Here is a 9,148-nt window from a genome sequence, read left to right on the forward strand (position 1 = left end):
ATTCGCTACCATATTCGTGAGTGTCCGGGATCGAGGAGGTTCGCATGCCAGACACCAAGGCGTCCGGCTTCGTCCGCGTTCGCGGCGCGCGCGAGCACAATCTCAAGAACGTCGATGTCGACATTCCGCGCGACGCCCTGGTCGTCTTCACCGGCGTGTCGGGATCTGGCAAGTCGTCGCTCGCCTTCTCCACCCTCTATGCCGAGGCGCAGCGCCGCTATCTGGAATCGGTCTCGCCCTATGCGCGCCGCCTGTTCCACCAGATGGAGGTGCCCGAGGTCGACGCGATCGAGGGGCTGCCGCCGGCGGTAGCGCTGCAGCAGCAGCGCGGATCGCCGACCACCCGCTCGTCGGTCGGCAGCGTGACCACCCTCGCGAACCTGCTGCGCATGCTCTACTCGCGTGCCGGCGACTATCCGCCGGGCCAGGCCCATCTCGACGCCGAAGCCTTCTCGCCCAACACGCCCGAGGGCGCCTGTCCGCGCTGCCACGGCCTCGGCCGGATCCACGAGGTCACCGAGGCCTCGATGGTGCCCGATCCGTCCAAGACGATCCGCGAGCGCGCCGTCGCCGCCTGGCCGACGGCGTGGGGCGGCCAGAATCTGCGCGACATCCTGATCAGCCTCGGCATCGACGTCGATACGCCGTGGCGCGACCTGCCGAAGAAGGTCCGCAACTGGATCCTGTTCACCGAGGAACAGCCGCAGGTTCCGGTCTATCCCGGCTGGGACTATGACCGGATCCAGCGTGCGATCCGGCAGAAGATCGAGCCCGCCTATATGGGCACCTTCTCCAGCGCCAAGCGCCATGTCACCCACAGCTATGCGACGACCCAGAGCGCCATGATGAAGAAGCGCGCCGCGCGCTTCATGATCGCCCGGTCGTGCCCGCTCTGCCATGGCAAGCGGCTGCGCCGGGAGGCCCTGTCGGTCCGTTTCGAGGGGCACGATTTCGCCGAGATGAGCGATCTGCCGATGGCCCGTCTGTCGCAAATCTTCGCGCCCTATGCCGAGGCGAAGGCCAGCACGCTCGCGACGCTGCGCGAGACCCATCCCGAGAAGGCCCTGGTCGTCCAGCGCATCGCCGGCGATCTCTACCGCCGGCTGTCGGTGCTGCTCGACCTCGGTCTCGGCTATCTGACGCTGGAACGCGGCACGCCGACGCTGTCGCCGGGCGAGTTGCAGCGGCTGCGGCTCGCCACACAGGTCGTCTCCAACCTGTTCGGCGTCGTCTATGTACTGGACGAGCCCTCTGCCGGGCTCCATCCCGCCGATACCGAGGCGCTGCTCCGGGCGCTCGATGGCCTGAAGGCGGTCGGCAATTCGCTGTTCGTGGTCGAGCATGAGATGGACGTCGTCCGCCGCGCCGACTGGATCGTCGATGTCGGCCCCGCCGCCGGCGAGCAGGGCGGCGAGATCCTCTACAGCGGCCCGATCGAGGGGCTGCGCGCGGTCTCGGCGTCGGAGACGAGGCGGCATCTGTTCGACGAAAGCGGTGGGGTGCGGAGCCGCGGGCGCGAGCCCTCCGGCTGGCTGCGGCTGGAGGGGGTCTCGCGCAACAATCTGAAGCAGGTTGATTGCGCGATCCCGCTCGGCGTGATGACCACGGTCACCGGAATCTCCGGCTCGGGGAAATCGAGCCTGGTCAGCCAGGCACTGGTCGATCTGGTCGCGGCTGCGCTTGGCGCCCCGGTCGCTCCCGACGAGGAGACGGATGCAGAAGCCGCGCTCGAGGACCGCCCCGTCGCCGCGACGGAGGGTCGGATCCTCGGCGGTCTCGAAGGGATCAGGCGGCTGATCGAGGTCGATCAGAAACCGATCGGGCGCACCCCGCGGTCGAATCTCGCGACCTATACCGGCCTGTTCGATCATGTCCGGGCGCTGTTCGCGGCAACGCCCGAAGCCAGGACCCGCCGCTACGACGCCGGCCGCTTCTCCTTCAACGTCGCCCAGGGCCGCTGCCCGCGCTGCGAGGGGGAAGGTTTCGTGATGGTCGAATTGCTCTTCCTGCCGAGCGTCTACGCCCCCTGTCCGACCTGTCACGGCACCCGCTACAACCCCGAGACGCTCGAGATCCGCTATCGCGGCAAGACGATAGCCGAGGTGCTCGCGCTGACCGTCGAGGGTGCCTGGGCGTTCTTCGACGACGCGCCCCATGTCTGCCGCTCGCTCATTGTGCTCCGCGAAGTCGGGCTCAACTATCTTCGCCTTGGACAGCCCGCGACCGAATTCTCGGGCGGCGAGGCGCAACGGGTGAAACTCGCCACCGAGTTGCAGCGCTCCCAGCGCGGCGGTGCGCTCTATGTGCTCGACGAGCCGACGACCGGCCTTCACCCGACCGATGTCGAGCGCCTGCTCGGCCAGCTCCACGCCCTGGTCGATGCAGGCAACAGCGTGATCCTGGTCGATCACGACATGAAGGTGGCGGCGGCGAGCGACTGGGTGATCGACATCGGCCCCGGCGCGGGCGACGAGGGCGGGCGGATCGTCGCGAGCGGCCCGCCGGCGATGGTTTCTGCCTGCCAGACGAGCCTCACAGCACCTTATCTCGATCGTGCTCTCGGCGCAGGCGTGGTCGCCACGGCCAACTGAGCGTCAGCACCGAAGCGGCTTACAGCCTCAGCCGCCGAGGCGATTATCCGCGCGACTGTTTTGATTACAGGCACAGTCTTGCCTGCGATAAGCCCATGGTCGATGACGCCACGCTTGGATGCCGCGCTCCACCTTCGAGGCAGAGCTGGACCGGTCGTTCTTGAGGCCGCGCTGATGAAGGTGTCACACTGGCGAGCACACTTTGCCTGGATGCAGCGTGATCAGCTTTTTGTCTTCCCACTGACCTCGGGGCGTCTCGTGCTGGACCAGGCAGGCCGCGAGGATGATGCCGCACCCATCAGCTTGAGGGCCACTGGAGGTCGTGCGCCGAAACGGCCTCGGAACCATTTCCTAGTCCCAGACGTCGGAGGCGATCGTGTCGCCTGACTGGATCTCAGCGCTTGCCAATCTCATGACAGGCCTTGCAGCCGTCATCGCCGGCTTGGCGGGCGTTCGCGGGCTCAATGCCTGGCGGACCGAAACGGTGGGCCGGCGCAAGACCGAGCTCGCCGAGGTGCTGGCGGGGTTCTACCGGGCCAGGGACATCCTGACATGGGCGCGCTTTCCTGCTTCGGATGACAATGCTGGTCGGGAGGACGGTCGCCCCGAAGCGGGGACGGACGACGGTGAGCTTGAACGGGGCGAGATCTTCGCGCCCGTCGACCGCCTGACCAAGGAGAGCCTGGTGTTTTCCGAGCTCCAGGCGAGCCGATACCGCTTCATGGCCTATTTTGGGGAGGAGGCCGCCCGGCCCTTCGAGGAGATACGGGCCATTCACGGCGAGGTTATCGACTCGGCCCACAACCTCATCCGCACCTACGGCCAGCAGCAGACGGTCTCGGAGGACGCAAGGCGCGACCAATGGGAAGCGGCGATTGGCCGGGGCGAAGGGGACGGCGACACTCTCAAGAAGCGGCTCGATCTAGCGGTGAAGGCCATCGAGCACACTTGCCGTCCCCTCATCGAGGAGCGCCATAAAGCACGCCGCAATGATCTCGTATGAATCACGCCGGGCGTGAGCTGCCGTGTAGAGACCGGCAGGGCCCGCTTGGACCATGGCAACCTCAAAGGTGTCGAACGGCATTCAAAACGTACGCCCCAAAACGCAAGCGCCTTTGTTGGCGCGCTTCCGCCGCTTGGCCGCGGCGCTTACGTTCATGCCCGCCTCAAATGCCTTTGCGACTATCGCCAGCCTCTCCGCCGGCGGACGTGTCCGGCAGTTTGGAGGCTGCTTCAGCCGAACCCTTGGACCTCTTGCTGACTGCCGCCGTATGGACTGCGCGCGGTCCGGTCGGGTGGCGGGGATATGCAAGCGTCAACGACCGGCGAGGATGTTGAGTGCTTTGGGCGTCAGGAGGAGCACGGACTGCCCATCGAGCGCGATGAAGCCGTGCTGTCCGAGGTTTGTGAAAGTTCGGCTCAGGATGTGCCGCTTTCCAGTTCGAAGAATTGCTCCGGGAAGCGTTACGCTGCAGCAGATTCGGTTTGGTGAGCTGCCAGATGCGGCAGGATTTCCTGGCCGATCTCGTCAATGACCTCTCCTGCGTCGCGAGCGCCGTATTTTAGATTGAGGATGACGTGATTGACGCCGATTTCTCGTAGACTCTCCAGAAAGGCGAGAACGAATTCACGCCCGGCTCGGAATCCGAGGTGAATCGACTGTGGTGGATGATCCGGTTCCTGGGTTAGGTCAATATAGAGAGACTGGGAGAAGGGCTTGAAACTCGCTGGCGCGATAGCCGAGACCGCCGCGCGCCAGCGCGCGATCAGCTCGGCTTGGCGTTCAAGAGGGCGAGGATAACTGATCCAGCCGTCGGCATTTGCAGCGATCCACTCGATCGACTGTCGGCTTGACCCTGTCACGAGCATGGGCAACCGCCCCAGCGGCTTCGGTACGAGATCGACCGTGCCGAACATGGACCCATAAGATGATTCCCCAACGGGGAACTCTTCGGCGAGAGCCCTGCGAATGACTGCAAAGTTTTCGCGAAACAGAACATCGCGCTTGTCGGCATCGACGCCGAAGGCCGGAAACTCGATGGGTCGGTCGCCCGACGCAACCCCGAGGACAAGTCGGCCCCCGGAGAGCCTATCAATTGAGGCGGCTGCCTTGGCGGTGTGGAGCGGATGGCGAAGGGGCAGAACGATAGACCCTGTAGCGAGCGCGATGGCGGCCGTATGGGCAGCAATCCATCCGAGATAGACCCATGGATCGTAGACTTGCCCGAGATCGCCGAAATTGGGGTCCCTGAGCGGCACGTCCCGTGCCCAGAGGGCAGCAAATCCTAGTTCTTCCGCCCGCCGGGCCAGCCGTTCCTGCCGACGCATGGTCGGCTCATCGCGTTGGTAGGCCTCAATAGGAAAGAAGACGCCGACCGTTAGCTTGCCTGGGGAGAACATTCGCCGAAAGCCTTCAGCTTCCACGGCGACTGCCTGCTTGTTGACCTTGAGCATGACGTTGCTCTCCAGGAACAGATTTCAATCAACCTGTGGCTTCGACGAGCCGTGCCGGTCGGCAGGGGAGATTTGCGATCCGCTTGCCGGTTGATGGAACCTATGACGGCCACCGGCACTAACTCTTCTGCCGATACACCAGTCGCCAGCGGTCGTCCTTGATGGAAGTCAGTTTCCCGGGTATCGCGGCTCTCCTCCAGCAATCCGCTCCGGCTGATCATCTCGTCGGCTATCGGGGCCTCTCGGTCGAGGGTCGCAGTCCGCAACCCAAACCTGAACTGCGATCGCCGATGACCGCTTCAGCGACACCACCAGCAGGGGGACACGACCCTGGTTCCCCGGAAATCGTGATCGGATCTTGAGATAGCCTGACATCGATCAGGAGCGGGAATTCAGCTTTAGCGCTATGATGCGACGAAATTCTCGCTGTGGGATTTCCTTGGCGCACCGCCCTGAGGCCTCACCCTGCCAAGCTGGACTTCAGATAGCTCGTAAACAGGTCGTGGAGAGTCACTATGGCCAGTCGGAGAACGATCGAGAGAACTCGGGCAAGCGAATTCGGTCAAGCCGGGTTGGGTCACGCGCTCACGGATACTTTCCCAGCGAGCGCCCCGGTCAGTATCGGTGGCACCGAGGACATAGGCCTCTCGTCCGATCATGGACCTGATCCTGGAGGCTTCGCCCAGACTGAACTCAACGATAGTTCTGAGATGAAATCCCTATTCCGTTCCTTCAGCCTGAAATCTCTCAAGCTGAAGAACCGGATCGTCATGGCGCCGATGACACGGTCATTTTCGCCGACCGGAATACCGACACCCGAGGTGGCGGCCTACTACGGCCGACGTGCAGGTGAGGTCGGCCTGATTATTTCCGAAGGTACCGTCATAGACAGGCCGGCCTCATCGAACGATTCGGATGTGCCGCACTTCTATGGCAACCAACCGCTCGAGGGCTGGAAGCGGGTCATCGACGAGGTGCACGCCGCCGGTGGCGCCATGGCGCCTCAGATCTGGCACATGGGCGTCATGCACCCCCATGCCTCCGGCTGGGTGCCGCCAGCACCGTTCGAGGGCCCGTCCGGCCTTCTCGTGCCCGGTGAGCAGACCGGCGTGGAAATGTCCGATAGCGATATCGCTGGGACGATCGCTGCCTACGGCCGTGCGGCGGGCGATGCAAAGCGGCTGGGCTTCGACGCAGTCGAGATCCACGGTGCCCATGGCTATCTGATCGACCAGTTCTTCTGGGCCGGCATGAACAAGCGTAACGATGCCTGGGGAGGGGCGACGTTGCCCGAGCGCAGCCGCTTCGCCGTTGAGGTGGTGAAGGCCGTTCGTGCCGCCGTGGGCGAGGAATTCGCCGTGATCCTGCGCCTGTCGCAATGGAAGCAGCAGGATTTTGCCGTGAAGCTTGCCAAGACACCGGAGGAGATGGAGGCCTGGCTCACGCCACTGGCGGATGCCGGCGTCGATATCTTCCACTGTTCGCAGCGGCGCTTCTGGCAACCAGAGTTCGAGGGATCGGATCTGAACTTCGCCGGCTGGGCCAAGAAACTGACCGGCAGGGCCACGATTACCGTGGGCTCGGTGGGGCTCTCGGGTGAGTTCATCGCCGCCTTTCAAGGCGAGAGCTCCCATCCGAGCTCGTTGGACGAACTGCTGCGCCGGTTCGAGCGCGGCGACTTTGATCTCGTTGCCGTTGGTCGGGCGCTCCTGTCGGATCCGCAATGGCCCACGAAGATTCGGGAGGGCCGCAGCGAGCAGTTGCGGGACTTCACGCGGGACGCTCTTGCAACCCTCTACTAGGGCCCGGACTCATGACCAGTAACTGACGGGTCGCTGCGATGCGGAAGGCTGCAAGGAAGCTGTTTAGGCGTATTGATCGCGCCGTCGAGATCACGACCTCCGCTCCTGCTTTGATGGCGGTGACCGTGCGGGCGTGTTCTATTTCCTCGCTGGTGACACGGCGCCCGTCGAACAGGACGCGCCGTGCAACGGCCTTGGTCAGATGTCAGCTTCGGGCGGTGCGCAACCGGCCGGAGATAGGCCCGATAGAGGGAGTGCCGCTTGCCCTCGCGAACCAGGATGTCTGAGTAGGCAACCCTCCCTCGCCCTCCATCAACTCACCATGGGGGTGACAAAGCGGCGAATGCCGAGGCCCTCCGCTGCATCGAGCAGTGTGCTGGCGATGGGGCTAGGATCCTTCGCGGGCTGAACCCAGACCGGGCCGGTCGTGCCCCGGTATTTCGGATCCGGCCGGCTCTGCCAGTTCTCGATACGGCGATAAACTCCAGCCGGCGTCGCCCGTCTCTGCCGCAAAGTGATCCCAGTCGCAGCGGTGGCCGCGTGCCCAGACCATGATGTTCACGCTGGAGCCGCCGCTAAGGCCCTTGCTCATCGACATGGAAAGCGCTCGGCCGTCGAGATGCGGATTGGGCTCGGCCTGGAATCCCCAGTCGCGATCCGAACCAAGATTGGTAGGCCATAGGGCGGTGTTGAGGACGGATTCTGCTTCGTCGTGCGTGCTGGCTTAGGTGAGAAGAACGCTGCAGGCCGGGTTCTCGGCCATCCTGCACATCGCTCGCTCCTGGAGGGAGTGAGCCCGGTCAAGAACCTCTTTCCCGATATCTGATGCAACGAGCAGGCGGCGGCCGGCGACCGGCGCCGCCATCGATATCGTCAGATCATCGAAGCGGATCGACCGGCTGACGTTCTACGTCCGCTTTCTGGCAATGCTCCAATGACCGGAAGTGGCGCAAGCAGCTGGTTGGCGTCGTGCAGTCAGCCCATGCAGTGAGGCTGTGCCAAAGGCCGAACTTATCGCGTGCCAATTGCAGTTTGGTGGCGATGTCGTCCAGCCGTCCCACACCCCTGAGATCAGCTCTCGAACGCCAGTTCGAGATGCTGGTCAGATCTTGCAGCAACATCGCAGAGTCTTGAGGTGGCATCGGCGTCGATCAGGAGCGCCACACGCTCCGGCAAGCCGGCTGTCGAGGTTACGTTCACTACAGCACCGTCGCGGGACAGCGAATTGACCGTACATCTTAAGCTCGACTTCCCGCCGTTGAAGACGAGGCGCCCGGCCTTCAGCACCCGGTTCTGGTCGCGAGAGCGACGCACGGGGTTCGACAATTGAGCCAGACGTCGTAACTCGAGCAGATCGATCGCCAGGCCACTCAATTCGGCTAGTATCGCTTCGTCATCGCGGCTGAAGCTGCGTGGCTTCGTATCCATCACGCAAACGGTCCCGATCGCGTGACCATCGGGGGAGCGCAACTGCATGCCAGCGTAGAAGCGAATTTTCGGATCCCCCGTAACGAGCGGATTGTCCGCAAACCGGGGATCGGCGGTCGCGTCCGGCACGATCAATGCGTCGGGTTGTCTGATCGCAATGTCGCAGAACGCCACCTCACGATCCGTCTCGCAGACCGACAGTCCCTGTTGTGACTTGAACCACTGCCGGTGGCCGTCAAGGAAAGTCACGGTCGTCATAGACACGTTGAAGATGCGCTTCGACAGGCGCGTCAGCCGATCGAAGGTTTCCTCCGTGGGTGTATCAAGAACCTGATAGGACGCGAGTGCGTTTAGCCGCGCCTGCTCTTGCAATGCGGCGGGTGTCGCAACGGCTGGTGGCAGAATGAGCTTCATATCGCTTGTTTAGGCTGAAACTGCTTACGATCCGTTGATGCCGCTTCGCATGCGTTATGGAACGCGCCCCAGCCATGCCTCCGAATGTCTGGATTTGCGCGGCATCCCAGAGTCAGGTTTTGGCGCATATCGCCTGGGCGAGCGACTGACGGCGTTGGCCCATTGCGGACATTCGGAAGTTCGGCTTTCGGGTAGGCAGATGCCGAAACTCGGGTGAACGAAAGAGGGGGTCGCCCCGAGCTTGGTCAGGCGCGTCGTCGAAGAGTGTCGAGGATGAAATGGTCGTGTCCCTGCTGGTGGTGTAGCTTCGCGGAGCCTCCTCGGTGCCGGCTTGGCCGGGCTGGTCAGGCGGCCACGGCTGGCAGGCTGACGATGGGATCATCGCTGATCGGCGCGATGCTTTCCAGCGTGATGTAGCGGGCTCGCTGGACGGCCCATTCGTCGTTCTGTTCGAGCAGG

General features: G+C 63.7%; 6 protein-coding genes. 3 read left to right on the top strand and 3 right to left on the bottom strand.

The genetic code is table 11. The features are described 5' to 3' along the window. Nucleotides 1-44: 44 nt before the first annotated feature. Both Q8M82_RS11100 and Q8M82_RS11105 read left to right on the top strand, forming a co-directional pair. Complete coding sequence (locus Q8M82_RS11100; RefSeq protein WP_305691416.1) at nt 45-2,591, top strand: excinuclease ABC subunit UvrA; 2,547 nt, start codon at nt 45-47, stop codon at nt 2,589-2,591. Nucleotides 2,592-2,967: 376 nt separating this feature from the next. Then, complete coding sequence (locus Q8M82_RS11105) at nt 2,968-3,594, top strand: hypothetical protein (protein WP_305691417.1); 627 nt, start codon at nt 2,968-2,970, stop codon at nt 3,592-3,594. A gap of 461 nt (nt 3,595-4,055) precedes the next feature. On the opposite strand, the gene Q8M82_RS11110 is transcribed toward Q8M82_RS11105, so the two are convergent. Continuing rightward, on the bottom strand, nt 4,056-5,045 hold the full coding sequence (locus tag Q8M82_RS11110; RefSeq protein WP_305691418.1) for an LLM class oxidoreductase: 990 nt from the start codon (nt 5,043-5,045) through the stop codon (nt 4,056-4,058). Nucleotides 5,046-5,755: 710 nt separating this feature from the next. Here Q8M82_RS11110 and Q8M82_RS11115 point away from each other — a divergent pair. Beyond that, nucleotides 5,756-6,847 (top strand): NADH:flavin oxidoreductase, encoded by a 1,092-nt coding sequence (locus tag Q8M82_RS11115; protein WP_305691419.1) that lies wholly within the window; start codon nt 5,756-5,758, stop codon nt 6,845-6,847. Nucleotides 6,848-7,235: 388 nt separating this feature from the next. Here Q8M82_RS11115 and Q8M82_RS11120 read toward each other — a convergent pair whose 3' ends face one another. Both Q8M82_RS11120 and Q8M82_RS11125 read right to left on the bottom strand, forming a co-directional pair. Beyond that, nucleotides 7,236-7,445, bottom strand: a complete 210-nt coding sequence (locus Q8M82_RS11120) for a GMC family oxidoreductase N-terminal domain-containing protein (RefSeq protein ID WP_371126320.1) — start codon at nt 7,443-7,445, stop codon at nt 7,236-7,238. 473 nt (nt 7,446-7,918) lie between these two features. Further along, nucleotides 7,919-8,689 carry a GAF domain-containing protein gene (locus Q8M82_RS11125; RefSeq protein WP_305691420.1) on the bottom strand — a complete coding sequence of 257 codons (771 nt, stop codon included), beginning with the start codon at nt 8,687-8,689 and terminating at the stop codon, nt 7,919-7,921. Nucleotides 8,690-9,148 lie beyond the last annotated feature (459 nt).

The sequence above is a fragment of the Allobosea sp. genome (genome assembly GCF_030694325.1).
Taxonomy (GTDB): Bacteria; Pseudomonadota; Alphaproteobacteria; order Rhizobiales; family Beijerinckiaceae; genus Allobosea.